Here is a 25,264-nt window from a genome sequence, read left to right as displayed (position 1 = left end):
ATATGTACATTTCCACACATCAGGCTCTACTCGACTTTTGTCAGCGCGCCCGTGAGTTTGACGCGATTGCCGTCGATACCGAGTTTTTGCGCGAGCGCACGTTCCATCCGCGCCTGTGCCTGGTCCAGATTGCCACTCCTGCCGAGAGCGTCGCGGTTGATCCGCTGGTGATCGACGACCTGTCTCCCTTGGCCGAACTCATGGCCGACGAGAGCGTGACCAAGGTGTTCCATGCTTGCTCGCAGGACATGGAAGTTATGCTTCATACCGTAGGCGTGCTGCCGCGTCCGATTTTTGACACGCAGGTGGCCGCCGCCTTTTTGGGCGAGCGCCAGCAGATTTCCTACGGCGCGCTCGTGCAGACGTTTTGCGGCGTCTCGCTGCCCAAGACCGAGTCGCTGACCGACTGGTCGCGTCGCCCGCTGACCGATAAGCAGATTGAGTACGCGATCGATGACGTCAAGTACCTGATCGTCGCCTATACCGAGATGATGAGCCGCCTGCGCGAGCTGGGCCGCGTGGACTGGGTGCTCGACGAGCTTCGCCCGCTGGCTGACGAGTCGCACTATCGCGCCGATCGCCACGAGGCGTTCCGTAAGGTCAAACGCATCAATTCGTGCAGCCGTCACCAGTTGGGCATCGCGCGCGAGCTCGCCGCCTGGCGCGAGGATCGCGCCGAGCGCCGTAACATCCCGCGCAAGTGGGTCATGTCCGATGACACGCTGCTTGCACTCGTTAAGCGCAATCCCGTGCGCGTTGAGGAGTTCCGTAGCATTCGCGGTACCGATCAGCTGGGGGAGCGCGACGTGGACGGTGCGCTCATGGCCATCAAGCGCGGTGCGAGCTGCCCGCACGATCGCCTGCCGCTCATGTTGCGTGGGCATCGCCAGATTTCGCCGGAGCTGGAGAGCGTGACCGACCTCATGTGCGCGCTCATCCGCCTGGTTGCCGAACGCTCGGGAGTGGCGACCTCGGTCATTGCCTCGCGCGATGACCTGGCTGACTACATTGAGCATCCCGAGCAGAGCCCCCTGCGTGAAGGCTGGCGTTTTGAGCTTGTGGGCTCGCGTCTGGACGATCTGCTTTCCGGCAATATGGGGCTCACCGTGAAGGACGGAAAGATTGAGTTGTTATAGGTATATAGTTACGCGGTTTTACCAAACCGCGTAACAGCTCGACGCTGCAAACGGCCGAGAGCGGCAATCTGACGTTCAATCGTCGCTCGCGTACCAAAGTACGCGTCGCTTCTCTTTCACGTCACCTTGCTCGCTCTCGGCCGTTTTCGCTGACATTGCCAAAACATCGATGTTGATTTGCCTGCTGGGCGAGTGGGTAGAATGCCTCCAACGTGTAACTCGATTTGGAGGAATTCGCATGCCCTATTACTATGGATATGGCTTTGGCATCGACCCGCTGTACCTGCTGGTTGTTCTTGTCTGCACGGTGCTTGGCCTTGCTGCGCAGAGCTATATCAATTCGACGTACAAGACGTGGTCCAAGGTTCGCTCGGACGGCGACACGGGTGCCACGGTCGCTCGCCGCATGCTCGACGCCAACGGTTGCAACGCCGTGGGTATCAAGGGCGTCGCCGGTGAGCTCACCGACCATTACAGCCCGCAGGACAATAACCTGTATCTGTCGGATTCCAACCGTTCGGGCGGCTCGGTCGCAAGCGTTGCTGTCGCTTGTCACGAGGCAGGCCATGCCGCGCAGCGTCAAAGCGGCTATGCCATGATGAAGGTACGCACCGCCCTCGTGCCGGTCGTCAACTTTACCCAGAACACTTGGACCATCGTGCTGCTCATGGGCCTGTTTATGAACATCGCGGGACTCACGACCCTCGCACTGATCTTCTTCTCGTTTAGCGTGCTGTTCCAACTGGTTACGCTACCGGTCGAGATTGATGCTAGTCGGCGCGCCGTGGCGTATATTGAGCAGTCGGGTATGAGCTCCCAGCAGGTCAACGGTGCCAAGAAGGTGCTGACGGCCGCCGCGCTTACCTATGTGGCTGCGGCGCTCACCTCGATTATTCAGCTGCTCTATCTTATGGCTCGATACAACAGAAACTCCAACCGATAACAAATGGGACAGGCAGGCGCCGCGGGGATTCGTGTCCTCGCGGCGCTGTACTATGTGTTGGACTTGAATTTGCGCAGGGCCGGAGCCCTTGTGCACGATGACGAAAGGAGGCTGCGTGGCAGGCTGGAATCTAACCGGCAATGCCGTTTCCGCCGAGTTCGACGGTTCGGACGAGCAGGAGCGTAAGGAGCTCAGCGTGAGCCAGGCGGTAGAGATCGCCGCCGGTGCGCTCGATGCCATTCCGCAGCTGAGTGTCCTGGGCGAGGTCACGGGTTTCCGTGGTCCCAACGCCCGAAGCGGCCACTGCTACTTCCAGATTAAAGACGACTCGGCCGCCGTCGACTGCATCATCTGGAAGGGCGCCTATCTCAAGCGCACCTTCGATTTGCGCGACGGCATGCAGGTGAGCTTTAAGGGCAGCTTCAATCTCTATAAGGCCACGGGCCGCATGAGCTTTGTTGCCCGCTCGTTTTCGTTGGCGGGGGAGGGCCTGCTGCGTCAACAAGTGGCGCAACTGGCCGAAAAGCTACGCCGCGAGGGCCTGATGGACGAAGCGCGCAAGCGCCGCATCCCGGTGTTCTGCTCCTGCGTGGCGGTCGTCACCTCGCTTTCGGGTGCCGTAATCGACGACGTCAAGCGCACGTTGCGTCGTCGCAACCCGCTCGTCGAGCTCGTTTGCGTGGGCGCCAAGGTTCAAGGCGAGGGTGCGCCGGCCGAGCTCATTGAGGGCTTGCGCCGCGCCGCTTCCATTACGCCGGCGCCCGACTGTATTTTGCTGGTGCGCGGCGGCGGTTCCTTTGAGGACCTCATGACCTTTAATGACGAGGAGCTTGCCCGCGCGGTGGCGGCTTGTCCTGTGCCCGTGGTGACCGGCATTGGCCATGAGCCCGATACCTCGATTTGCGACATGGTGAGCGACCGACGCGCCTCCACGCCCACGGCGGCGGCAGAATCGGTGGCGCCGGCTATGACGGAGTTGGCCGATGTGCTCGAGGCGCGCCATCAGCGTCTGGGTGCCGCGATGGCATCGATGATTGGGTCGGCCCAGGTCGACCTGGAGATGCTCGATCAGCGCGGTCGCCGTGCCTGGGATACCTATACGGCTCGCTTGGGTGATGCGCTCGATGCCGCTGCGTGTCGCCCGTGCCTCAACGACCCCACATTTATGGTCGAGCGTCGCGAATCGGAGCTTGCGCTGACTGCCGATCGCCTGTCGGGCGCCATAGTACGCTCGGTCGGGACATTCCGCTCCAACTTTGAGCGCTTGCCCGAGCGTCTGATTACAAGCACCTCGGGGCTCGATGGTAAGCGCCATGCGCTCACGCTTGCGAGTTCCCGCCTAGAGCATCAAGGGCGCACGATGCTCAGCAAGCCAGCGTCCGACCTGAGCCGTGCGGCAGCGTCGCTCGATGCCCTGTCGCCGCTCAAAGTGCTTGCTCGCGGCTATTCCATCGCGTACAGCGATGATGGTGTGGCTACGAGTGCCAAGACCTTTAAGCCTGGCGACGCCATTCGCGTGCGCATGGCAGACGGCAACGTGGCAGCAACGGTCGATACGGTCGAGTAGACCGCGTTTCGCAGTGATAGACCCTTAGGAAAGGAAACAGATATGGCAGAGAAGACCCCGGTAGAGCAGCTTACGTACAAGCAGGCCTCGCAGGAGCTGGAGCTCATCATCCGCAGCCTGGAGTCGGGCGATATGGAGCTCGAGGAGTCGCTCGAGAGCTACACCCGCGGCGTCGAGCTCCTCAAAAGCCTGCGCACCCGCCTGTCCGATGCCGAGCAGAAGGTCTCGGTGCTCCTTAAGGACGTCGACGGCAACGACGTGCTCGCCGACGGCGAGGCCGCCAACACCGATGATAACCTTTCGTTCTAAGCATCTCGACCAAATATAATTACCTTGGTCTGTAAGAAAGGAACCAGCTATGTGCGATTGCATCTTCTGTAAAATTGCCAACCACGAGATCCCCTCGACCGTTGTCTATGAGGACGACCAGGTCATCGCCTTCGACGACCTCAACCCGCAGGCGCCGGTCCACACGCTCGTGATCCCCAAGAAGCACTACAGCGACATCGCCGACAACGTGCCTGCCGAGACCATGGGCGCCATGGCTCACGCCATCCAGGAGGTCGCCAAGGCCAAGGGACTGGAGGACGGTTTCCGCGTCATTTCCAACAAGGGCGTTAACGCCGGCCAGACCGTCATGCACTTCCATATGCACGTCCTCGGCGGCAAAAACCTGGACGAGAACCTCATCTGAGGGCGCGTAGCCCGTCGACTTGGCTGCCTTTGGAGTAATCTATGCAGCTTTCTCAACTCGAATACCTTCAAGCGGTAGCGAACTATGGCGGCGTGCGCAAAGCAGCTCGCGCCGTTCATGTGAGTCCGCAGGCTGTTTCGTCGGCAATCAAAAAGTTGGAATCTGAGTATCAGATTGTTTTGCTCGACCGATCGGCGGGGGAGGCTGTTTTGTCTTCGGCGGGCAGAGAATTTGCGCGTCGTGCACGCGTGATCCTGGCACAAGTCGACGATCTCAAAAAGTACGCTCAATCGGGGAGCGACGGCGTTTCGCCCGATGGCCACTTTCGTCTTTACGCCCCCTGCCTTCATGGGCGGGGGCGCCTTTTTGCCGAAAACTGGTATGACTCGTTTGAACGCTCGCATCCTCAGATTCACCTTGATGTGTGGCATCAGCCAACGGCTACATGCTTTGAATCACTTGTGCTTGGTATTTCGGATGCGGCCATCTCATTTGAGGAACCAAGGGACAGTGTCCTTTCTTCGAAATACTTGGGTGAAAAGGAGCTCAAGGTTCTTTCATGCCCAGCGGGTCATCAATCTGTGGGCGCCATGACCATTCGCGAGTTACTGGGCGGCCGGCTCGCTGTTCCCATTAATTTGTCACCCTGTCTCAATGCAATCAATCAATGTCCCGAAGCCCAGCTCGTCAATTTTCGCTTCCGTGATGTTGAATACGGAAGCAGGGCTCAGACTGAGTTTCTTCAAGCCGGGGGATTGATATTGAGTTTGTCTGGGTCCTCTCTCGCATCGGATGGGTCAGAAGTGAGTGAGTGCTCCATTGAAGGTTCGCGTGATGTAACCTTGCCTATCTACTTTTGCTATCGGCAAAATTCCTGGACTGATCGACACCAGACGGTTTTTCTGCACCTATTGCGTCATCTTGCTTCGTGAGATTAATTGGCTTCGAGGCATCAAGTGATTATTGACGCCTTGTAACACATAGCTGACAGCTTTGCCCTCATGCTTTTCCAAGATTCCGATTTAGATTGCTGACTCTTGGAGGGCGGAGCATGAAAAACCGTACGGTTTTGCTTTATATGACGTTCGTTTTTCTGTCGAACTTCAGCACCATCTTGTATTTTCTAACTGTCTACCTTGAGTTCGTCGGACTTTCGATGGTGGCGATTTCTAGCATGATGATTGCATATCAAGTGAGCAAGTTCATCCTTGAAGTTCCCACTGGCTATATTGCTGATAGGTTTGGACGAAAGACAAGCGGTCTCGTTGGCGTCGTGGGAATGCTTGGATACTACGCCGCCCTGCTTCTCGTCCGTTCTCCCCTGCTTTTAATCGGTGCGTTCGCTCTCAAGGGTTTTGCCGTTGCGTGTGTGAGCGGATCCATCGAAGCGATTTACATTGACAGCGTCTCTCAGGACCAGCTCGTAAGACTTAATGTCGTTGAGCGATTTGTTTTCTATGCCTCTTATGCCATCTCCGCTTGCGTGGGCGGTTTCATTTCGTCTGTCGGTGCATATCTCATTGGTCTTTCGGCAGATATCATCGCAATGGTGTTGACGTTGCTTGTCGTTGTCTGCATTCCTGAGATGCGAAGAGGGGGCACTGCGACGACACCTGAACATGGGATTAGCCCGAAGATGATCGGTGCCGCTATTGCGGGTAATGGCATTCTTCGTTCAGCGTTCATCATGGACTGTTCTCAGGCATTTGCTTTTGTCGCCCTGGAAGACTTTTTCTCACTGCTGCTTGCGGGTCGCGGAATGAATGCCGTCGCTTCGGGTGTGACCATTGCGGTCCAGCTCCTTGTCTCGGCCTCCATGGGACTTATTGTGCCCTGTGCGATTGCTCATGTCGACAAGGGCCGCTTTGCGCGTATTTGCGGCATCGTGCGCCTTTTCCTGACAGCTTTGTTTTTGATTCCCCTTACTCCGGCTAATTTGCTGCCCGTGTTCTATGTGCTGCAGACGGTTGCGTACTCGTTATTTGCTCCAATTAAATACTCAATTTTTCAAAAGGCAGCCGATTCTTCGATGCGCTGTTCACTGATTTCGGTTCAAAGCCAGATGGTGGCGGTGGGTGCCGTTCTTTTCTATCTGCTCAACGCTGTGTTGAGTAGCGTTGCGGGCATTCGAGTCGTATTGCTTGTCGCGCTCGGGATTTCTTCCCTTGTGTATATCCCCGCGCTCTTTCGTCTTACACGCCAAAGGTCATGAGTATTTGGGCACCGATAACTTATATATCAACGCAATAAACCCGAGCGCGAGGGCGTTTGGGTTTATTATTGAAGCGTATGTAACCTGGCGGCGCCACACCGCCTGTTAGTAGGGAGACACATGAACGTTCTGGTCGTCAACGCAGGATCTTCGACCCTTAAGTATCAGGTCATCGATACCAAGTCCCACAAGGTGTCCGCAAAGGGCTCCTGCGAGCGCGTCTGCTTTACCGGCGGCACCTTCACCCACGCTGCCAACGGCTCCAAGAAGGTGACCGAGAACATCGAGTTCCCCGACCACAAGGTCGCCATCGAGGTCGTCCTGAAGGACCTTGAGGCCAACGGCGTCAAGATCGAGGGTATCGGCCACCGTATCGTTCAGGGCGGTTGGTACTTCGGTGATTCCTCCCTCGTCGACGAGGACGTCCTCGCCAAGATCCGCGAGGTTGCTCCGCTCGCCCCGCTGCACAATAACCCCGAGGCCAACGTTATCGAGTACTGCCTGGAGCAGTATCCCGACCTGCCCAACGTCACGGTCTATGACACCGCTTTCCACTTCAACATGCCCGAGGTCGCCAAGACTTACGCTCTGCCCAAGGATGTTTGCGACAAGCTGCACATCCGTAAGTACGGCGCCCACGGCACCAGCTACCGCTACATCTCCAAGAAGGTCGCCGAGATGACCAACGGCGGGGCCCGCAAGGTCGTCGTGTGCCATATCGGCTCCGGCGCTTCCCTGTGCGCCATCGAGGACGGCAAGTGCATGGACACCACCATGGGCTTGACGCCGCTCGACGGCGTCATGATGGGCACCCGCTGCGGCTCCATCGACCCGGCTACCGTGTGCTACCTGCAGCGCGAGGGCGGCTACACCTTCGACGAGGTCGACGAGATGATGAACAAGAAGTCCGGCCTTTTGGCTGTGACCGGCGGCAAGACCAACGACTGCCGCAACGTCGAGGAGCTCGCTGCCGCTGGCGACCCCGAGGCTCAGCTCGCCTTCGACATGTTTGTCTACAAGATTGCCGCCAAGGCTGCCGAGATGGCCACTTCTATGTGCGGTATGGACACCCTGGTCTTTACCGCCGGCATCGGCGAGCACGCTCCGGCCGTCCGCGCCGGCGTTGCCGACCGTCTGGCCTTTATGGGCGTCAAGATGGATCATGCCCGCAACGCCCTGCGTGGTGACGGCGCTTGGTGCCTGTCTGCCAAGGATTCCAAGGTTAAGATTTTCGTTATCCCCACGGACGAGGAGTTCATGATCGCTTCCGACGTCGAGCGCATCGTCAACGGCAAGTAATTGCAAAAGGGGAGGGGCTGGACGACCGAGCGCCGTTCGGCCCCTCTTTTGTGCTCGTTGGGCGATATGCCTGATAGTTATTTATTAAGTTGTGATAACTTCTTATTAACATGCGGCCGCCTTAAGGGGTCTGCGCCGACCGTATCGCACTGCAAAGGAGTCTCATGAACGTACTTGTTGTCAACGCCGGTAGCTCAAGCCTTAAATATCAGCTTTTGGATACCGATACCCGCGAGGTTTTCGCCAAGGGCAACTGCGAACGTATCGGTTCGGACGTGGGCATCTTTGGCCACTCCGAGAACGGTGGCGCCAAGCAAACCGAGGAGGCCCCCTTCCCGGATCACCGTTCGGCTATCGCACGCGTGCTCGAAGAGCTCGAGAAGACCGACTTTACGATCGATGGCATTGGGCATCGTATTGTTCAGGGTGGCTGGTACTTTGACGATTCCGCGGTCGTTGACGATGAGGTCATGGCTAAGATCCTCGAGGTGGCACCGCTTGCCCCGCTACACAACTACGGCGAGGCAGCGGCAATCGAGTATTGTCGCGAGAAGTATCCGGAGCTGCCCAACGTGGCCGTCTTCGACACCTCGTTCCACATGACTATGCCCGAGGTCGCCTACACCTACGCCCTGCCCAAGGACGTGCGTGACAAGTATCACGTGCGCAAGTACGGCGCCCACGGCACAAGCCACCGCTATGAGTGGATGATGGCCAAGGAGATCCTGGGTTCGCGCTGCCACCGTCTGCTTTCGTGTCATCTGGGCAACGGCGCTTCGCTCGCCGCCATCGAGGACGGTGTATGCCGCGATACCACGATGGGTCTCACGCCGCTCGACGGCCTGATGATGGGCACCCGTTGTGGTTCCATTGACCCGGCTACCGTGTGCTACCTGCAGCGCGAGGGCGGCTACAGCTACCAGGAAGTCGATGACATGATGAACAAGCAGTCTGGTCTGCTTGCCATCTCGGGCATCTCCAACGACGCCCGTGACATCCGTACGCGCGCCTCCGAGGGCGACGAGCGCTGCCTGCTCGCCTTCGATATGTTCGCCTACAAGGCCATGCAGCAGGCCGGCTCCATGATTGCCTCCATGGCGGGCGTGGACACCATTACCTTTACCGCCGGCATTGGCGAGAACGACTGGTCGATCCGCAAGGCTTTCTGCGACTGCTTCGAGTGGCTGGGCGTGCGCATCGACAACAACAAGAACCGCGAGGCCGTGGGTAACGGCCCGCAGGTCATCAGCGCCGCCGGCTCTTCCGTCACGGTCATGGTCATCCCCACCGACGAGGAATACATGATCGCCCACGACGTCGAGCGTCTGACCGCGAATAACTAGTGCGTTCGCTTGCGATTGAACGAAAGGCCTCCTGAGCAGCAGCTCAGGAGGCCTTTTTGCTAGCAGGCGGAAATTCCAGTCCCAAAGTGATCATCACCAGTAACGCCTGCGCTCCCAGCAATGACACCCATCCATTCAGATCCTCAGCCCCAGCTCGTAGCCAAGCCGCCGTCCACTCCAGATGCTCTGAATGCTTCGTAGCAGTAGAAGGCCGTACGGGCTAACCCCTGAAAACATTCCGCAGACCAGAAACGCCCCCGTTCGTAGCTCCGAAGGAGCAGAACGGGGGCGTTTCATTGGTCGAGGACGTTTTCAGGGGTTAGCCCGTACGGCCTTCGGGCGAGTGCGTCCGCTACTCAGCCATCTGAGCCTGGACGGCGGTGATGGCCACGACACCCACGATGTCGTCGGCAGAGCAGCCGCGCGAAAGGTCATTGACCGGCTTGGCGATGCCCTGCAGGATGGGGCCGTAAGCGTCGGCGCCAGCGAAGCGCTGAACCAGCTTGTAGCCGATGTTGCCGGCCTCGAGGTCGGGGAACACGAGCACGTTGGCCTTGCCGGCAACGGAGGAGCCGGGAGCCTTGAGCTGGGCGACGGTGGGGACGATAGCGGCATCGAGCTGCAGGTCGCCGTCGATGGCGAGCTCGGGAGCCTTCTCTTTGCAGAACTTCACGGCCTCTTGGACCTTCTTGGCGACCTCGCCGCCGGCGGAGCCCATGGTGGAGTAGGAGAGCATGGCCACGTGCGGCTCAACGTTGCCCATGAAGGTGGACCAGGAGTGAGCGGAGGCGATGGCGATCTCGGAGAGCTCGTCGGAGGACGGGTTGATGTTGAGGCCGCAGTCGGCGAAGATCAGCGTACCGTCAGTGCCGAACTGCGGGGTGTCGGTGCACATCACGAAGAAGGCCGAGACCAGCTTGGTGCCCGGGGCGGTCTTGAGGATCTGCAGCGCGGGGCGCAGGGTGTCGGCGGTGGAGTGGCAGGCGCCGGAGACCAGGCCGTCGGCGTCGCCCATCTTGACCATCATGGTGCCAAAGTAGGTGGCGTCCATCACCTGGGCGCGAGCCTGCTCGATGGTGACACCCTTCTTGGCACGGAGCTCGGCAAACTTCTGCGCGTACTCCTCGTGCTTCTCGGCATTGCGCGGATCGATGACGGTGGCGCCGGGAACGTTGATCTCGTTGGGATCGCCCAGGATGACGATGTTGGCCAGGCCTTCTTCGATGATCTTGTTGGCCGCGACGATGGTACGCGGATCCTCGCCCTCGGGCAGGACGATGGTCTTAAGGTCGGCCTTGGCGGCAGACTTCATACGGTTTAGGAAATCGCTCATGTTACTCCTTGCAAGCGTTTCGCTAAGCTCCAGGCGCCCGGCTGTTTACGAATAAACCCGCTGCTTGCGGGTTTACCTTTCAATTATGTACGCCGCGGTGCTTGAGCTTTCCTTGTGTGGCAAGCTCATTATAGGACGCATTAGCGCTATAATCGCTCTGATAAATATGTCTCGAAGAATGTTCGAGAAAAGCCCAGCTAACGAGCCCGTGGCTTTTGACAAGGAGTATCGATGCAGATTACCTCAGGCCTGCCTGAAGGCTTTAACGCCGGCGCGTACGACATGATTGTCGTCGGTGCTGGATATGCCGGTGCCGTTTGCGCCCGCCGTCTTGCCGAGACCATCGGCTATCGTGTTGCCGTTTTGGAGCGCCGTAGCCACATTGCGGGCAATGCCTATGATTGCACTGACGAGGCCGGAATCCTGGTCCACGAGTACGGTCCGCATATCTATCACACCTTTAACGAGCGCGTGCACAATTTCCTGTCGCGCTTTACCAAGTGGATGGATTATCAGCACAAGGTGCTCGCCAACATCAACGGCACCCTTATGCCCGTGCCTTTTAACCATGCGAGTCTCAAGCTCGCCTTTGGTGACGAGCGCGGCGAGGAGCTGTATCAGAAGCTCGTGGAGACCTTTGGCAAGGATGTCAAGGTGCCCATCATGGAGCTGCGTAAGAAGAACGACCCGGATCTTGCCGAGGTCGCCGATTACGTCTACGAGAACGTCTTTTTGCATTACACCATGAAGCAGTGGGGCCAGACGCCCGATCAGATCGACCCCTCGATCACCGGCCGCGTTCCCATCTTTGTGGGCGATGATGACCGCTACTTCCCGCAGGCTCCCTTCCAGGGTATGCCGCAGGACGGCTACACGGCGTTGTTCGAGCATATGCTCGACCACGACCTGATCGACGTGTTCTGCGACGTGGACGCCCGCGATCTCTTTGAGATCGATGAGACCACCGTCAAGATCGGTGGCAAGGTCTACGGCGGCGAGATCGTTTATACCGGTCCGCTCGATGAGCTGTTCAACCTCGACCTGGGCGCTCTTCCGTACCGTACGCTCGACATGAAGTTCGAGACGCTCGATATGGATCAGTTCCAGCCCGTGGGCACCGTCAACTACACCACGAGCGAGGACTACACCCGCATTACCGAGTTCAAGAACATGACTGGTCAGGTCCTGCCCGGCAAGACCACCATCATGAAGGAGTACTCCAAGGCCTATACGCCCGGCTCGGGCGAGACGCCGTATTACGCCATTCTTGAGCCCGAGAACCGTGAGCTCTATGAGCGCTATCTTGAGCGCGTCCAGAACCTGACAAACTTCCACCCGGTGGGTCGTCTGGCCGAGTATCGTTACTACGATATGGATGCCGTGACCAATTCCGCCCTCGATCTTTCGGATGAGATTATCGCCTGCCATGCATAAAGTCATAACATTCGGTATTCCCTCGTATAACGCCGCCAAGGACATGGACCATTGCATCACCTCCATCTTGGAGGGGAGCAATTACGCCACCGATATCGAGATTATCGTGGTGGACGACGGCTCCAAGGATGAGACGGCCGCCAAGGCCGACGAGTGGGAGGCCCGTTATCCTGGAATCATCCGCGCGGTGCACCAGGAGAATGGCGGCCACGGTATTGCCGTCCTTTCGGGTCTGCGCGAGGCGCAGGGCACCTACTACAAGGTCGTCGACTCGGACGACTGGCTTGACGGCGCTGCCCTTTCGACCATGCTGTCGATTCTGCGCGGCTTTGAAGAGCGCGACCAGCGCGTTGACCTGTTTATCTCGAACTACGTGTACGAGAAGGTTTACGAGGGTACGCATACGGCCATTGGTTACAAGTTTGCCCTGCCTCGAAAAAAGATCTTTACCTGGGACCAGATCGGCCATTTCCGTTTGGACCAGAATCTGCTCATGCACAGCCTGTGCTATCGCACGGATGTGCTGCGCGAGTCCAGCCTGCCCATGCCGCCGCACACGTTCTATGTGGACAACATCTACGCCTACGTGCCGCTGCCGCGTTGTAAGACCATGTACTACGCCGACATCGACCTCTATCGCTACTTTATCGGTCGCGAGGGCCAGAGTGTCAACGAGGCCACGATGGTCAAGCGTCTGGACCAGCAGTTCCGTGTTACGCGTATCATGATGGAGTCGTACCACCTGTACAGCGATGTCGAGTCGTCGCGTCTGCGTTCGTACATGATGGGCTACTTCACCATGATGATGGCGATCTGCTCGGTGCTCACCAAGCTTTCCGACGAGGATTGTGCCGATGAGCGCCTGAAGACGCTGTGGAATGATTTGAAGGCCTATGACGAGCGTATGTATCGTCGTGCACGTTACGGTGTGGTCGGCTTCTTCACTAACCTCCGCGGTCGTGCCGGAGACAAAACCACACTCGGCCTATACCGTCTTGCCTCAAAGATCTTCAAATTCAACTAACTGCCGAGTAATCGCTGCTGTTAGGTTGACTGGGCCCCTTGGCCTTTAGTTTGCTACTGCGAACAGTCCTGCTCGCACGGAAAGCACATTAAGTGCTTTCCGGCTCGTGCGGAACTTGTATCAAACTAAAGGCCAAGGGGCCTCTGCTATAAGAATCGATTGTCAGGTTAGTTGAATTTGAAGACCTTAGACGCGCGGTACACAGGGGCCTGAGCTGAAAAGAATAAGGTTGGAAGTCGGTCGGAGGCGGGCGGGCATTACGTTTGTCGCGAGTTCCGCATGCAAAGAAGGCCACTTAATGTGGCCTTCGTCTTGCATAGGACTGTAGAGCAGCAAACGTAATGCCCGCCCGCCTCCGACCGGCGGACGAGTGAGATTACTTCGCGGCGCCGGGGATGCCGTGGGAGGTTTTGGCGGTTTTGGCTCCGTTTACGATGGCGGTTTGCAAAGCCCTTACGGCGAGCATGCCCAGCAGGTCTAGGGGAACGGCGGCGTTTGCCTGGGCGCCCAGTTTGCCGCTGGCGAGGGTGTAGATGGTGTCGCCGTCGTTGGTGGTGTGCGTGGGACGGATGGCGTGTGCGTAGGCGTCTGCGGCCATCTGGGAGACCTTGGTGGCTTGTGCCTTAGTGAGTTCCACGTTGGTGACGATGCAGCTGATGGTGGTGTTGGTGCGGTCGAGCGGCATCTGCATGGATCCGGCGGCGGCAAAGGCTGCGAGTTCCATATCGACGATTTGGTCGCTATCGGCTGAGGCGCGCATGCCGGCGACCCACTCGCCGGTGAGGGGGTCGACAACGTTGCCGCAGGCGTTGACCGAGACCACGGCGCCCACCTTGATGGGGCCGAGCGCCACGGCGGCAGCGCCAAGGCCGGCCTTCATGCAGGTGGCAGGGCCCATGAGCTTACCTACGGTGGCACCGGTGCCGGCGCCCACATTGCCTTGCTCGAGCATGGTGGGGGTGTTGTCGAGCGCCTCGCGCACGGCGGCGATGCCGGCCTCAATGTCGGGGCGAACGGTGGGGTCGCCAAAGGCAAGGTCGAAGATACAGCTGGAGCACACGATGGGCACCTGCGTGGGGCCGACGGGCAGACCAATGCCGCGGCTCTCGAGTTCGCGGGCCACGCCGCTTGCAGCCTCGAGGCCAAAGGCCGATCCGCCCGAAAGGCAGACGGCGTGGACCTTATCGACGGTGTTTTCGGGACGCAGCAGGTCGGTCTCACGCGAAGCGGGGGCGCCACCACGTACGTCAACGCCACCGGTGGCACCCTCGGGCGCCACGATTACGGTGCAGCCGGTGCCAGCCTCCTCGTCCGTATAGTTGCCAAAGCAAAAGCCATCGACATTGCAAACATCGATGGCTTCGAGCAGTGTGTCCATGTTTTCTCCTATCGGTTTTCCGCCGGGCCTTATGCCCGGTCGGGATCCGTACGGTACGGCAAAATTGTAGGCGCTGGGGGATAACCAGCGCCAGATGCAATTACGAGAGTTTTTGAATCGCGCGTGCGACGCGAGCGATGGGCAAGCCCACCACGTTGTAGAAGTCACCCGAAATATCGTGCACAAGCATGCGGCCGCCTGTGCCTTGGATGCCGTAGGCCCCGGCCTTGTCCATGGGTTCGCCGGAGGCAACATAGCGCTCGATCTGCTCTTCGGTAAGCTCATAGAACGTCACGTCGGTCACATCGACAAACGACAGGCTCTCGGCGGCATGCGGAGCGGCCGTGTCGCCTGCCTTAACGATGCAGACGCCGGTTGCGACCTGGTGCGTGCGGCCCGAAAGCTCGCGGAGCATGGTGCGCGCCTCGTCCTCGGTTGCCGGCTTGCCCAGAATCTTGCCATCGAAGGTGACAATAGTATCGGCCGCGACGGTCAGTTCGTTGGGCTCGGCATGCTCGGCGGCAACGGAGGCGGCTTTGGCGCGTGCTAAGCGTTCAACGAGCGTAAGCGGGGCCTCGCCATCAAAAGGCGTTTCGTCGATATCTGCGGGAATCACGTGAATGTCATAGCCCGCCTCGCGCATCAACTCGATGCGGCGCGGTGATTGCGAAGCCAAAATCATAGCTGAATGCCCTCGGCGACCTTCTCGACGGCCTTGTCGCCGGCGAGTGTGCGCAGCAGCTCAAGCGCAAAGGGGAGCGACTGGGCCATGCCGCTGGCGGTGATGATGTTGCCGTCTTGCGTAACCTTCTCGCCGGTATAGGCGCCTTCGGGGAAGCTTTTCTCAAAGCCAGGGAAGCACGTGGCCTGGCGCCCCTCGAGTAGGTCGAGCTCGCCCAGGATAAACGGGGCGGCGCAGATGGCGGCAACGTGCTTGGTCGCGGCGAACTCGCAGACCACGTCGCAGACGCGCTGATCGGCGCGCAGGTTGGTGGCACCGGGCAGGCCGCCGGGCAGCACGACGCAGTCGTACTCGTCAAAGTTGATCTCATCAAAGAGCGCATCGCAGGTCACGGGGATCTGCAGCGAGCTTACGACCTCACGCGTGGGCATGATCGAGACGAGCGTGGCACGCACGCCGCCGCGACGCATGACATCGACCATGGTCAAGCATTCAATAGTTTCAAAGCCATCGGCGGCGAGAACGGCAACGCTGGGCATGAGGGCTCCTTTCATGGGCGGCATACAATTAGCCGTCTTATACCCCGAAGACCTCCGCTTGCCACGCTCGATTTTCCATTGTTTAAAAAGGGACGGGGCTATTTTAGCTACCCCACTTGCAGGGTAGCTAAAATAGCCCCGTCCGAATTAGCTACCCTCACCCATCCTCAACAATCTCAATCTGTAACATCTAGACCCACTTTTGACCCCTAACTGTTACAGATCAAGACAAACGGAAACCGCCCCGACAAAACGTCTAAATCTGTAACATCTACGGACCAAAACCGGGTCTTACTGTTACAGATCGAGACAGCCCCCAACAGCACCGCCCCGTTCGGGGAAACGACCGCTACAGGTACGGCGGGCAGAGGCTCACTTTTTTCTTCGGTTTTTCTTGACGGAATCTCACCTGTTGTAGTACTTTGTCCCAGTCTAAAAACGCGTGGACTTTTCTGGGCGCTAGCCACCTTTTTGCCACGCAACCGAGCAGTCGGTTGCGTGGCTTTTTTCGTCTTGGCAGCAGGTACCACATGCACCGCCAGAAGACCGCACGAGCCCACCTTCCGACTGCAGGGAACAGACGCACGAGACGTGCATCTGCAAGACAGCAGACGGAAGGGAGCCTAATGGCAGAAACAAACACAATCAAGCAACAGACCGCCGAGGCGGGAGCCGCGGGCGCGGGGCAGGTCAAGGCGGCGCTCCAGGTCTTTGCGGGCGGCGCCTGCTACGGCGCGATGGCCACGACCTACAAGCTCGCCTACGCCGCGGGCTTCACCTCAGCGCAGGTGGTGGCGAGCCAGGCGTGGTTCGGCTGCCTCTTCTTCGCCCTCGCCACGCTCGCAGGGCACGCACTCGGGCACCGCTGGCAGCGCGTGGGCTGGAAGCTCGCCCTCAAGCTCATGGGCCTGGGAGCCCTCACCTGCCTCACCTCAATCCTCTACTGCTACGCCATGAGCGTGCTGCCCGCCCCGGTGGCACTCACGCTCCTCTTCCAGTTCACGTGGCTGGGGCTCGTGTGGCAGACCGTCATGACGCGCCGGCCGCCGAGGCTCCTCCAAGTGGCCTCCGCCCTGGTCATCGTCTTCGGAACGGTGTTCGCCAGCGGCGTCTACAAGACCGGCATCACCGGGTACGACCCCGTGGCCCTGCTCTGCGCGCTGGGGGCGGCCGTGTCCTGCTCCCTCTTTGTCACCCTCTCCGGCAAGGTCGAGGCCCCCTGCTCGTCCGAGCAGCGTGGCGTCATCGTATGCGCGGGCTCCGTGGTCATGTCGCTCACGGTGTGTCCGGACTACGTCGTCTCGGGCGTCCTCGCCCAGGGCATCCTGCCCTTTGCCGTCATCGCCGGCTTCTTTGGCATGCTCTGCCCGGTCCTGCTCTTCGGCATGGGCTCTCCGCACCTGCCCGCGGGCCTGTCCACCGTCATGGCCGCCGCGGAACTCCCCGCCGGCCTGCTCATCGCCATGATCGTCCTCGGCGAGCCGCTCGGCGTCGTCGAGTGGCTGGGCGTCGCCATCATCCTCGCCGGCGTGTGCCTGGCACAGGTCCCCTCCCTGCTTGGAGGCCGGGAGGCACGTCGCGCCGCCGCAGGACAAGCCGTCAGCTAGTCACCCCTTCACAGGCGGCCCGCGCGCATCAGGGAAAGGGCCACGGGCCAGGCGCGCGAGGCCGCAAGGACGTTATAAAGCGTCCCCCGCAGAGATGGGGGCGCCAGAGAGAAGGAGGCACCATGCCATTTCCAAAAGGGTTCCTTTGGGGAGGAGCCACCGCCGCCAACCAATGCGAGGGAGGTTATGACGAGGGCGGCCGCGGCCTTGCCAACGTCGACGTCATCCCACACGGGCCGGAGCGCAACGACGTAAGCCGCGGCCTGAGGCGCATGCTCGACTTCGAGCCCGGGTACTACTACCCGGCCCAGACGGGCATCGACTTCTACCACCACTACCGCGAGGACATAGCCCTCTTCGCGGAGATGGGCTTTAAGGTCTTTCGCCTCTCCATCGCCTGGAGCCGCATCTTCCCCAATGGCGACGAGGAGGAGCCCAACGAGGCCGGGCTCGCCTTCTACGAGGACGTGTTCCGCTGCTGCCGCGAGCACAGGATCGAGCCCCTCGTGACCATCACGCACTTCGACTGCCCCATCCACCTCGTCAAGAAGTACGGCGCCTGGCGAAACCGCGCCCTCATCGAGCTCTACAAGCGGCTCGTGAAGGTGCTCTTCAACCGCTACCGCGGCCTCGTGCATTGGTGGATCACGTTCAACGAGATGAACATGATCTTGCACCGTCCCTTCATGGGCGCCGGCATCGTCCTCGAGCCCGGGGAGAATGCCCGCGAGGCCGAGTACCGCGCCGCGCACAACGAGCTCGTGGCGAGCGCCTGGGCCACCAAGATCGCCCACGAGGTCGACCCGGAGAACAAGGTTGGCTGCATGCTCGCCGCGGGAAGCTACTACCCCTACTCCTGTCGTCCCGAGGACGTCCGTGCAGCGCAGGTCAAGAACCAGGAGGACCTCTTCTTCGTGGACGTGCAGGCACGCGGGCACTACCCCGGCTACGCGCTCAAGATGCTCGAGCGCGAGGGCATCGACGTGGGCATGACCGCCGAGGACGAGCGCATCCTTGCGGAGAACACCGTCGACTTCATCTCGTTTAGCTACTACTCCTCGCGCTGTACCGCGGGCGACCCCGATTCCGTGGGCGGCGTCGCCGAGGGCAACGCCTTCGCCGGCGTGGAGAACCCCTACGTGCGCACGAGCGACTGGGGCTGGGTCATCGACCCGCTGGGGTTCCGCATCACGATCAACGACCTCTGGGACCGCTACCAGAAGCCGCTCTTTGTGGTGGAGAACGGCCTCGGCGCCTATGACGAGGTGCTTCCCGACGGCACGATCGAGGATGACTACCGCATCGCCTACCTGCGCGAGCACATCGAGGCCATGCGCGACGCTATCGAGCAGGACGGCGTCGAGATGCTCGGCTACACCACCTGGGGGCCGATCGACCTCGTGAGCGCGGGCTCCGGCGAGATGGAGAAGCGCTACGGCTTCATCTACGTGGACCGCGACAACCTGGGCAACGGCACGCTCGAGCGCAGGCGCAAGAAGAGCTTCTACTGGTATCAACAGGCCATCGCCACCAACGGAGGCGACCTGGGCTAACCACCCGGGCAATATCACTAAGGAGAAAATAATGGCAGAAAAATACGACGACCTGGCCAGATCCATACTCGAGAACGTAGGCGGCGCCGAGAACGTCGCCAGCGTCGCGCACTGCATCACGCGCGTGCGCTTCAAACTCAAGGACGAGTCCCGCGCCAACACGGCCAAGATCGAGGCCCTCAAGGGCGTCATCCAGGTCATCCAGGCCAACGGCCAGTACCAGGTGGTCGTGGGCAACATCGTCGAGGACGTCTACGACGCGGTCCTGGAGGCCGGCAACTTCTCGGGCGGCGCAAGCGCCGACGACGAGCCCCAGGGCGATAAGACCGTTGCCTCCGTCATCATCGACCTCATCTCTGGCATCTTCCAGCCCATCCTGGGACCGCTTGCCGCCGCAGGCATCATGAAGGGACTGCTTGCCCTCATCACCTACTTCGTCCCGGCCTTTGCAAACGACGGCCTCTACACGCTGCTCTACACCGTGGCTGACGGCTTCTTCTACTTCCTTCCCGTCGCCCTGGCGTTCAGTGCCGCGCGCAAGTTCCGCATGAACGAGTTCACCGGCGTGGCAATCGGCGTGGCGCTCCTCTACCCGACGATGGTCGCCCTGACCTCGGGCGAGGCGCTCGGCAGCATCGACCTCGGCGTGGCCGGCACGTTCTCGTGGTACGCCACCGCCCTCGGGCTCCCCATCATCATGCCCGTGTCCGGCTACGTGAGCTCGGTGATCCCCGTCCTTCTCATGGTGTGGTTCGGCTCTATCCTTGAGCGCTGGCTCAAGAGCTGGATGCCGGCTGCGCTCAAGATGTTCCTTGTCCCGCTCGCCACGATGACGGTCTCCATCGTCTTGGGCTACCTCATCATCGGCCCGGTGGCCACCCTCATCACCAACCTGCTGAGCGCGGCGTTCTCGTTCATCTTCCAGCTCCCCGTGGTTGGTTCCGTCCTGGGCAGCGCCCTAGTCGGCGGACTGTGGATGTGCCTCGTCATCTTCGGCTTCCACTGGAGCCTCATCCCCATCTCCATCATGAACCTGAACACCCTCGGCCACGATAGCGTGCTCGCCGCCACCATCGGCCACGGGTTCGCACTCGGAGCGGTCATCTTTGCCATGTACCTCAGAAACAAGGACGAGCGCTTCCGCGGCATCGCCCTTCCCGCGATGATCTCCGCCTTCTTCTTCGGCGTCACCGAGCCGGGCATCTACGGCATCGCCCTCCCCAACAAGCGCGCGTTCGTCGTGGCATGCCTGAGCTCCGCCGTGGGCGGCGCTATCGTGGGAATGACTGGCGCTCTCATGTACATCTCGGGCGGCCTCGGCGTCTTCAACCTGCTCAACTTCATCGACGGGACCCCTGGTGGCGCCGGGATCTCCCACATGATCTTCGCGATCATCGCCTCGCTCATCTCCGCCGTCCTGGCCTTTGTTATCGAGTTCATCACCTACCGACCCAACGACGAGGAGGAAGGCGCCCACTAGCTTGCGCCCTCCTCAATCAGCTCTATGTAATTGAGGAGCAGTTGAGGTGGGTGAGGGCCGAGGGCGATCAAGGTGGCCGCCCTCGGCCCGGGACAACCTGTCAGAAGGCGTTTAGCTTTCTCGGGCGGCGCTGAAATGAACTGCGCCCCGAAACTTAGACGGGTCAATTAGCGGCCTATGCCGCACATGGGGACTGATTCCGGAACTCCTCCGGGGTCAGTCCCTTTTGCTTAACCTGCCTCCTCTTGTTCCAGTGAACGGTGTAGGCGTGGAGGTCCCGCTTGAACTCCTCGAAGCTCCGCCACGTCCGGTTCCTGTAGAACTCGTCCTTCAGGCGCCCGGGCAGCAGCTCCGTCGCAAGAGCTCGCCCTCGCGCGCCGCCGGCCCCGGCCGGGTCCGGGCGCCCTTCGGCCTTCGGTGCGCCCGTATCCCCTGTCGCAAAACTCTGCTGCAAGAGTCCTCAGCGTGGCGTCGTGTCCGACTTTCCCGTCCATAAAGAAGCCCCCTCATTTCTAATGTCCAAGAAATGAGGGGGCGGTTCAATTTCGGGACGGGGATTAAATAATCATTCAGAACAAATTTTTTTATCCCCGTCCCAGAAAAATCATCGGGCGTGGTCTTGGGCAAACGGTCTAGTTACGCTTGAGGTGGACGACGGTTTCGCAGTGGAAGGTTTGCGGGAATAGGTCGACCGGCGTGATCTTGACGGGGGAGAAGGTGCCCTCCTCGACAAAGCGCTTGAGGTCGCGGGCTAGAGTCGCCGGGTCGCAGCTCACGTAGGCGACATCGCGGGCACTCGTGCTCGCGATGAGGTCGATGGCCTCGGGCGCCAAGCCCGCGCGCGGCGGATCGACTACCAGGACATCGGCGTCCTGATCGGGGAACTCGCGCACCGCGTCGCCGCCGATGACGTCGACGTTATCGATTTTGTTAATCTCCAGGTTACGGCGTAGATCGCGCACGGCCGGGCCATAGGCTTCGACGGCGGCGACAAAATCGCAGCGGCGGGCGAGCGGCAGGGTAAAGGTGCCGGCACCGCAGTACAGGTCCACGGCAAGCTCGTCTTCCTGCGGGTCGAGCGCTTCCATGACAAGCTCGATCAAAATCTCGGCACCCTTGGTGTTGACCTGGAAAAAAGACGGGGCAGACAAGCGCATCTGACCGTCGGCGATGTTCTCGGTCCAGGAGCCCTCGCCGGCGAGCATCTCAACCTTGGAGACGCGGCGGGCCTTCTTTTCACCCTTGCTCATAACGCGCACTATGCTCGTGGGGTGTGCGGCGTCTGCCAGCACGCGCGAGACTTGCGAGCGCGGAAACGACCCCGTGGGCGTCCAGAGCGCGACCTCGAGCGCTTTGGTGCGACGCGAGGCGCGAATGCCCACGCGCTCCAAGCCCAGGTCGTGGCTGCCGCTCAGATAGTTAAGCGCGCCGACGACCGATTTGAGCGCCTTGGGAAAACGCTTATCGAACAGCGGGCACGAATCGACGGTCACGATCTTGCTGGGATCGACGCCGTGCATGCCAAGACGAACGCGGCCGTTAACGACGGTCGGTTCGAGCTCAATTTTATTGCGGTAGCCCCAATCGTCCTTGGTGTGGCGGATGGGCTGCACCAGCTCGTCGACTTGCTCAGGGGTGAACTTGCCGATGCGCTCGAGCGTGGAGCGCAGGTTTTGCTCCTTGGCGGCAAGCTGAGCGGTGCGCGAGAGATTGCCCCACGAGCAGCCACCGCAGACGCCCACGAAGGGGCAGGGAGGCTGAATTCGATCGGGGCTTGGCTCCAGAATCTCGGTGGTGCGGGCGCGCATAAACGATTTGCCGTCCTGCACGATTTCGGCCTCGACGGTATCGCCCGCCACGGCGCCCTGCACAAATACGGCCTTGCCGTTGTCGGCGTGCGCCAGACTATCGGCGCCATACGTCATCGATTCTATGGTGAGCTTCATATTCCTGCCTGTCATTCGCGTTGTTATTCGCACCATGGTAGCAGGGAAAAGCGCCCCGCATCCGAGGCTTTCCTCAAATGCGGGGCGCTTCTACAAACGTCTATTTCGTCTTGCCGGTAATGAGCGTCTTAAGGCCTAAGCCGATCAGGCCCAGACCCATACGCACGCGGCCGGGGCGATGGCGCTCGATGGCCTTGGTCTTGCCGGCGGGTTTCTCGCGGCGGGCGCTTGCATGGGGCGCGGGCTTAGCGGTCTGCGGCTGAGGCTGGGGCTGGGGCGCAGGCTCGGGTTCGGATTCCAGGTCGGGTTCAATGACGGTTGCCTGGACCTTCTGGACCTTGGGTGCTACCGGCTGCGGCTCGGGCTCGGGGGCGGGTTTTGCCTCAATGACGGGCTCGGGCGCGGCCTCGGCGTTGCGATAGGCACGCTCCAGCAGGGCTTCCTGCGAGTTGAAGGGTTTCTCACCCTCTGCACGCTCCACGGGGACCCAGGTGCCGTCGCTCGTGAGGCTGCGGGCCTTCACGTTGTCGCGCAGCTGCATGCCCATGTACTCGTGCACCAGGGCGCGGCAGGTGGGGTCGAGCACGGGGAAGGCAATCTCCACGCGGTGCTCGGTGTTGCGCGTCATCATGTCGGCCGAGCTCAGATAGATCATGTCCGAGTCCACGCCAAAGGCGTAAACGCGTGCATGCTCCAAAAAGCGTCCGACGATGGAGCGGACATACACGTTCTCGGTCTTGCCCGGAACACCGGGCTTGAGGCACGAGATACCGCGGATGATCATGTCTACGCGCACGCCGGCACACGATGCCTCGGCGATCTTGTCGATAACCTCGCGGTCGGTCAGCGAGTTGAGCTTAAAGAACACGCGGGCGAGCTCGCCGGCAAGGGCGCGCTGGATCTCGCGGTCAAGCCCGCGCATGATGAGCGGTTTCAGTCCGACGGGTGCCACACCCAGGAAGCGGTAGTCGCCGCGCAGGTTGCCCAGCGACAGGTTGCGGAAGAACAGGTTGGCGTCCTCGCCGATGCCGGGGTGGGCGGTCATGAGCATAAAGTCGCTGTAGAGTTTGGCCGTCTTCTCGTTAAAGTTGCCGGTGCCCAGCAGCGTCAGGCGCGTTAGCGCCATGCCCTCGCGATAGGTGAGCTGGCAGATCTTGGAGTGGCACTTAAAGCCCTCGGAGCCGTAGATGACGGTGCAGCCGGCCTCTTCCAGGCGCTCGGCCCACTCGATGTTGTTCTGCTCGTCAAAGCGGGCACGGAGCTCCATGAGCACCGTGACCTCTTTGCCGTTCTCGGCGGCATCGATCAGCGACTCGCACAGACGGCTCTGCTTGGCCACGCGGTAGAGCGTGATGCGCAACGAGATGCACTCGGGGTCATAGGCGGCCTCGTGCACCAGGTCCAAGAACGGGTTCATGGCCTCATAGGGATAAAAGAGTAGCTTGTCGTGCTGCAACACCTGTTCGCGGATGGAGCGGGTCATGTCGATGTTGGGGTTGGACTGCGGCCTAAACGGCGTAAAGAGCAGCTCGTTACGCAGGTGCTCGGGAATCTTGCCCTCAATGCCGAAGACGTAGCCCAGGTCGAGTGGGATATCGCAGGTAAAGACAGAGCGGCGCGAAAGCTCGAGCGCCTTGCGGATGGTCTTGAGCGTCGCCTTCTCGAGCGACCCGGAGACGGCAAGCACTACCGGTTGCAGACGCAGGCGCTTCTTAAGGATACGCTTCATGTGCTGGCGGTAGTCCTCTTCCTCTTCGACGCCCTCGCCGTCCGGGTCGATATCGGCATTGCGAGTGACGCGGATCAGCGCGCGATCCAGCGGCTTATAGGAGCCAAAGCAGCTATCCAGGCAGGCGAGGATGACGTCCTCGAGCAAGATGTAGGAGTAGGTGCCGGTGGGCGAGGGGATCTCGACCACGCGGTTCATCGAGGCGGGAATCTCGATAAGGCCCAGCAGGCTCTCCTCGTCGGTGGCGCCGTCCAGACCACAGGCCAGATAGAGCGCGCCATTGCGCAGGTTGGGGAAGGGGTGGCGCGGGTCAATGACCAACGGCGAGATGACCGGCGACACGTAGGCCTGGAAGTAGCGGGTGACAAAGGTGCGTTCCTCGGGCGTAAGCGAGTCGATGCGAGCGCGGTGAACGCCCAGGGCGTCGAGCTTGCCTTCGATGCTCTTGAAGATGGTCTCCCAGCGGGTAAGGAGCCCGGGCATCTCGGCCATGACGGCATCGACCTGTTCAGAGGCGGTCATATTACTCTTGTTGTCCACGGGCTGTTTTTTGAGTTCTGCCAGGTCGGACAGGCCGCCCACGCGCACCATGAGAAACTCGTCGAGGTTGGACTCGAAGATTGACACGAACTTGAGGCGCTCAAACAGCGGAACGGTCTCGTCGAATGCCTCGTCAAGTACGCGGTTGTCAAAGCGCAGCCAGCTAAGCTCTCGGTTTTGCGTATACGAAAAATCACGCGGCGGCTTACGCAGCTTTGCAGCGGCTTGCTTTTTTTCGATTTTGCTCGGCATATGCATCTGTCCGTTCAGTCCCCGCAGGGGACGATAGCCCAACTCTACTTACTATTGTCTCAATTTAGTCGCCCGCTGGCACGGACGTATCGCGCGAACGGTATCTTTACCTACTTCTTACGATGCCCGGCCATAGAACTAACGCTCGCGACACTATTGCTAGCGTTCAATATTCTCACTCAACTGATAAGGATGCGTGAATAAGAATGATGGCAAGCTGAATATCATCGAATTCGGTCCAAAACGTGGGCTAGCTTCATTTATATACATAAAACCGTTTTACCTATGCAATTCTGAATCATGGATTTATAGATGCGATGGGGGATAATTTATAGGAAAAAGAGCGTTTACCTTTGAAAAGGTACTTTAGAGCGCCGAAGTGCGTCATGGGGGAATCACATGCGATATACCGTTCATCGCACTTTGTTGACCGTTCGGGGGCGAGGTGGAATTGCGGGTGGAATTTGGATATAACTAGAGCTGTCAGCAAGCAGTGCCCGTTACGGAAGGGCGCTGATAGATTCGGCCGAAAGGCCCGAAAGAAAGGTAGGAGGCCATGACGAAAGGTCTGCA

General features: G+C 60.1%; 21 protein-coding genes. 14 read left to right on the top strand and 7 right to left on the bottom strand.

What is annotated here, in order from left to right; all coding sequences use genetic code 11:
• The first annotated feature begins 2 nt into the window (after positions 1 to 2).
• The 9 genes from rnd (at position 3) to DW003_RS06345 (ending at position 9,194) form a co-directional block, all read left to right on the top strand.
• On the top strand, positions 3 to 1,136 hold the full coding sequence (gene rnd / locus DW003_RS06385; protein WP_118388157.1) for a ribonuclease D: 1,134 nt from the start codon (positions 3 to 5) through the stop codon (positions 1,134 to 1,136).
• Positions 1,137 to 1,374: 238 nt separating this feature from the next.
• Positions 1,375 to 2,079 (top strand): zinc metallopeptidase, encoded by a 705-nt coding sequence (locus DW003_RS06380; RefSeq protein ID WP_118388155.1) that lies wholly within the window; start codon positions 1,375 to 1,377, stop codon positions 2,077 to 2,079.
• Between the two features lie 115 nt (positions 2,080 to 2,194).
• Entirely contained in the window at positions 2,195 to 3,646 is a 1,452-nt protein-coding gene (gene xseA, locus DW003_RS06375) for an exodeoxyribonuclease VII large subunit (protein ID WP_316242815.1), read from the top strand.
• Between the two features lie 42 nt (positions 3,647 to 3,688).
• Positions 3,689 to 3,955 (top strand): exodeoxyribonuclease VII small subunit, encoded by a 267-nt coding sequence (xseB, locus tag DW003_RS06370; RefSeq protein WP_006234311.1) that lies wholly within the window; start codon positions 3,689 to 3,691, stop codon positions 3,953 to 3,955.
• Positions 3,956 to 4,004: 49 nt separating this feature from the next.
• On the top strand, positions 4,005 to 4,340 hold the full coding sequence (locus DW003_RS06365; RefSeq protein ID WP_117637504.1) for a histidine triad nucleotide-binding protein: 336 nt from the start codon (positions 4,005 to 4,007) through the stop codon (positions 4,338 to 4,340).
• 41 nt (positions 4,341 to 4,381) lie between these two features.
• The gene (locus DW003_RS06360) at positions 4,382 to 5,272 is read left to right on the top strand and encodes a LysR family transcriptional regulator (RefSeq protein ID WP_117637505.1); all 891 of its coding nucleotides are present in this window, start codon (positions 4,382 to 4,384) and stop codon (positions 5,270 to 5,272) included.
• A 119-nt stretch (positions 5,273 to 5,391) separates the two neighbouring features.
• Positions 5,392 to 6,552: an MFS transporter gene (locus DW003_RS06355; protein ID WP_118388153.1), complete on the top strand. Its 1,161-nt coding sequence runs from the start codon at positions 5,392 to 5,394 to the stop codon at positions 6,550 to 6,552.
• Positions 6,553 to 6,672: 120 nt separating this feature from the next.
• Entirely contained in the window at positions 6,673 to 7,851 is a 1,179-nt protein-coding gene (locus DW003_RS06350; RefSeq protein WP_117583927.1) for an acetate/propionate family kinase, read from the top strand.
• A gap of 164 nt (positions 7,852 to 8,015) precedes the next feature.
• The gene (locus tag DW003_RS06345) at positions 8,016 to 9,194 is read left to right on the top strand and encodes an acetate/propionate family kinase (RefSeq protein WP_117637507.1); all 1,179 of its coding nucleotides are present in this window, start codon (positions 8,016 to 8,018) and stop codon (positions 9,192 to 9,194) included.
• A gap of 352 nt (positions 9,195 to 9,546) precedes the next feature.
• Here DW003_RS06345 and pta read toward each other — a convergent pair whose 3' ends face one another.
• Positions 9,547 to 10,527 (bottom strand): phosphate acetyltransferase, encoded by a 981-nt coding sequence (gene pta / locus DW003_RS06340; protein WP_089573084.1) that lies wholly within the window; start codon positions 10,525 to 10,527, stop codon positions 9,547 to 9,549.
• A 231-nt stretch (positions 10,528 to 10,758) separates the two neighbouring features.
• Here pta and glf point away from each other — a divergent pair, with 231 nt between their 5' ends.
• Positions 10,759 to 11,961: a UDP-galactopyranose mutase gene (glf, locus tag DW003_RS06335; RefSeq protein WP_117637508.1), complete on the top strand. Its 1,203-nt coding sequence runs from the start codon at positions 10,759 to 10,761 to the stop codon at positions 11,959 to 11,961.
• Positions 11,954 to 12,985 (top strand): glycosyltransferase family 2 protein, encoded by a 1,032-nt coding sequence (locus tag DW003_RS06330; protein WP_118388151.1) that lies wholly within the window; start codon positions 11,954 to 11,956, stop codon positions 12,983 to 12,985. The genes glf and DW003_RS06330 overlap by 8 nt, the downstream gene beginning before the upstream one ends.
• Positions 12,986 to 13,361: 376 nt before the next feature.
• On the opposite strand, the gene DW003_RS06325 is transcribed toward DW003_RS06330, so the two are convergent.
• The 3 genes from DW003_RS06325 to DW003_RS06315 form a co-directional block, all read right to left on the bottom strand.
• On the bottom strand, positions 13,362 to 14,363 hold the full coding sequence (locus tag DW003_RS06325; RefSeq protein WP_117855644.1) for a P1 family peptidase: 1,002 nt from the start codon (positions 14,361 to 14,363) through the stop codon (positions 13,362 to 13,364).
• A 100-nt stretch (positions 14,364 to 14,463) separates the two neighbouring features.
• The gene (locus DW003_RS06320) at positions 14,464 to 15,045 is read right to left on the bottom strand and encodes a nucleoside triphosphate pyrophosphatase (protein ID WP_117638208.1); all 582 of its coding nucleotides are present in this window, start codon (positions 15,043 to 15,045) and stop codon (positions 14,464 to 14,466) included.
• On the bottom strand, positions 15,042 to 15,584 hold the full coding sequence (locus tag DW003_RS06315; RefSeq protein ID WP_117638209.1) for a DJ-1 family glyoxalase III: 543 nt from the start codon (positions 15,582 to 15,584) through the stop codon (positions 15,042 to 15,044). Before DW003_RS06315 ends, DW003_RS06320 begins: the two co-directional genes overlap by 4 nt.
• Positions 15,585 to 16,210: 626 nt before the next feature.
• On the opposite strand from DW003_RS06315, the gene DW003_RS06310 reads away from it, so the two are divergent.
• From DW003_RS06310 to DW003_RS06300, 3 genes are all read left to right on the top strand, one after another.
• Positions 16,211 to 17,191 (top strand): EamA family transporter, encoded by a 981-nt coding sequence (locus DW003_RS06310; protein WP_117638210.1) that lies wholly within the window; start codon positions 16,211 to 16,213, stop codon positions 17,189 to 17,191.
• Positions 17,192 to 17,313: 122 nt separating this feature from the next.
• Positions 17,314 to 18,744: a 6-phospho-beta-glucosidase gene (locus tag DW003_RS06305; RefSeq protein WP_117638211.1), complete on the top strand. Its 1,431-nt coding sequence runs from the start codon at positions 17,314 to 17,316 to the stop codon at positions 18,742 to 18,744.
• 31 nt (positions 18,745 to 18,775) lie between these two features.
• Complete coding sequence (locus tag DW003_RS06300) at positions 18,776 to 20,224, top strand: PTS transporter subunit EIIC (RefSeq protein ID WP_118377168.1); 1,449 nt, start codon at positions 18,776 to 18,778, stop codon at positions 20,222 to 20,224.
• Between the two features lie 175 nt (positions 20,225 to 20,399).
• Here the strand turns inward: DW003_RS06300 and DW003_RS10120 are convergent, their stop codons facing one another.
• The 3 genes from DW003_RS10120 to ppk1 all read right to left on the bottom strand — a co-directional run bounded on the left by DW003_RS10120 (position 20,400) and on the right by ppk1 (position 24,697).
• Positions 20,400 to 20,678 (bottom strand): IS3 family transposase, encoded by a 279-nt coding sequence (locus tag DW003_RS10120; RefSeq protein WP_199407134.1) that lies wholly within the window; start codon positions 20,676 to 20,678, stop codon positions 20,400 to 20,402.
• 178 nt (positions 20,679 to 20,856) lie between these two features.
• Positions 20,857 to 22,185, bottom strand: a complete 1,329-nt coding sequence (rlmD, locus tag DW003_RS06290) for a 23S rRNA (uracil(1939)-C(5))-methyltransferase RlmD (RefSeq protein ID WP_118388149.1) — start codon at positions 22,183 to 22,185, stop codon at positions 20,857 to 20,859.
• An 85-nt stretch (positions 22,186 to 22,270) separates the two neighbouring features.
• Positions 22,271 to 24,697 (bottom strand): polyphosphate kinase 1, encoded by a 2,427-nt coding sequence (ppk1, locus tag DW003_RS06285; protein WP_118388147.1) that lies wholly within the window; start codon positions 24,695 to 24,697, stop codon positions 22,271 to 22,273.
• Positions 24,698 to 25,264: the final 567 nt, after the last annotated feature.

The sequence above is a fragment of the Collinsella sp. AF36-3AT genome (assembly GCF_003475205.1).
GTDB lineage: Bacteria > Actinomycetota > Coriobacteriia > Coriobacteriales > Coriobacteriaceae > Collinsella > Collinsella aerofaciens_AF.
This window is presented reverse-complemented; position numbering and strand designations above follow the sequence as displayed.